At 58.7% G+C, this 1,918-nt stretch carries 3 protein-coding genes; all 3 read left to right on the top strand.

Annotated elements, in window-relative coordinates:
* Positions 1-36: 36 nt before the first annotated feature.
* Positions 37-864, top strand: a complete 828-nt coding sequence (locus tag PKH29_12290) for a hypothetical protein (GenBank protein HNX15618.1) — start codon at positions 37-39, stop codon at positions 862-864.
* Between the two features lie 54 nt (positions 865-918).
* On the top strand, positions 919-1,275 hold the full coding sequence (locus tag PKH29_12285) for a hypothetical protein (GenBank protein HNX15617.1): 357 nt from the start codon (positions 919-921) through the stop codon (positions 1,273-1,275).
* A gap of 65 nt (positions 1,276-1,340) precedes the next feature.
* The coding region (locus PKH29_12280) for a hypothetical protein (GenBank protein ID HNX15616.1) at positions 1,341-1,918 on the top strand (578 nt) is incomplete at its 3' end.

Raw genomic sequence — 1,918 nt, 5'->3', positions numbered from 1 at the left:
CCGGCGAAAGCCGGACAATGAAAGGACGATTAAGCTATGGCTGATAATTTTAAACCCATCGTATGGAGCGCGCACATCGAAACCGCGCTGAAGCGCAAGATGGTGTTCACAAACCTCTGCAACCGCAGACACGAAAAGAGCTCCGGCGCCGCGAAGCTCGGTGAGACCGTTAAAATCCTGGGCGTCGGCCGTCCGACCGTCGGGCAGATCACCAATCCGAAGACGGCGCTCTCCACTCCGGAGAACGTCGCGGACAATTCGACGCTGATCAAGATCGACCGGCTCGATTATGCCTATTACCTGGTTGACGACGTCGAGAAGGTCCAGGCGCTTGACGGCTACGTCGAAGCACTGAACGCCGAGACCGCCGAAGCGATGGCGAACTCGATCGACGCCTACATCGCCGGAAAGGTCGTCGGCGCCGGTCAGGCGATCACGGCCGTTACCTCTCTCTCGAAGACCACCATCGCCCGGACGCTGCTCTCCGCCCAGGAGCTTTTGATGATGAAGGACGTCGCTTTCGACCAATGCGTCGCCGTCATTACCCCGAAGGCCTGGACGCGCCTGCGCGAAGCCGTCGGCGCCGAGCTGACGGATAACACGTCCGTCGTCGAACGCGGCCGCATGGGCCGCTGGACCGGCATGGAGATTTACGTCTCCAACAACATCTACAACGACGGGACGAGCGATTGCTGCATGGTCATGAGCAAAGGCGCGCTCGCGCTGTTCGAGCAGGTCAACAGCGTCGAGAAGTTCCGCGAAAGCAGCTATCTCGGCGACATCATCCGCGCGACCCATCTCTACGGCGCGGACGTGGTCAGGGCCCAGGAGCTTGTCAAGGTTCCGATCACATCCTATGCATAAAATCACGCGCTGCGTGATCTAATTTAACCGCATAACGAAAGGAATGAAAACAATATGTCTGTAACAGCAATCGCAGCAATCAAACCGACCGCCATGAATACCGCCGTGGCCGCGACCTTCACCGCCATCACAACCGGCGGATGCACGGTCCCGATCGGAAAGGACGAGCGGCTTGCCTTCATCGCGACCAACGCGAACGCCGCCGACAAAAAGGTCATTATCGCGAAGGGCACCGGCGTCAATGCCGCTGCCGCGAACCTCGAAATCACGGTACCGAAGCCGGTCGAAACCGTCCAGCAGTACGTCGCGTTCGAGCTCGATTCGTCCCGGTACGGTCAGACAACGGGCTATTTCAACATCACCAGCGACGCGGGCGCCGACGTCTCGATCATGCCGATCCAGTTGAGATAAATCAACAAATAAGCCGGGGGCCCCGGGATTCCGGGGCTTCCGGTTTAAGAATTGAGGAGTAACCTATGACCGTCGGGGATTGTAAAATCAAAACGCTGGCTTTGCTGGACGAGAACGATCTGACCGTCGCGCCGTATACGAGCGACGCGGACATCGCGGCCAAGCTGCCGCTGTTCATCACAATGGGGCAGCGCGTGATCGCGCAGCAGCAAAAAATCGTGAAGACGGCGGTCTTTACCGAACCGTATTCGGACGAATCGGTCTCCGAAGGCGTCGCGGACCCGCTCGAAGAAGATTACCTCTTATTCGATATGCCTTCCGACTTCTATCAGCTGCGGTCAATCTTAAAGGGCACGTCGACCGAGAGCATGGCGACGTTCACGCCGGACGGGAAAATGCGGACGACCGGAGACGGCAAATGGCTGGTCTATTATTACGCGATGCCGACCGAAGTCACGGCGGCGACCGCGGACACGACCGCGCTGGCGATTGCGGACGACTGCGCGCTTGCCTTGCCGTATTACGTGGCCGCGAACATCCTGCTCGCCGACGGAGACAGCGCCTGGGTCAATTATATGTCGCAGTTCAACATGATCATGAGTTCGCTCACAATCGGAAAAGCCGGCAACGGCGCAAGGATCGT

This window comes from Oscillospiraceae bacterium, from assembly GCA_035353335.1.
Classification (GTDB): Bacteria; Bacillota; Clostridia; order Oscillospirales; family JAKOTC01; genus DAOPZJ01.
This window is presented reverse-complemented; position numbering and strand designations above follow the sequence as displayed.

Bases quoted from the DNA above. Each gene is read 5' to 3' on its own strand.
- PKH29_12290 (HNX15618.1), top strand. From the start codon at position 37: ATGGCTGATAATTTTAAACCCATCGTATGGAGCGCGCACATCGAAACC.
- PKH29_12285 (HNX15617.1), top strand. From the start codon at position 919: ATGTCTGTAACAGCAATCGCAGCAATCAAACCGACCGCCATGAATACC.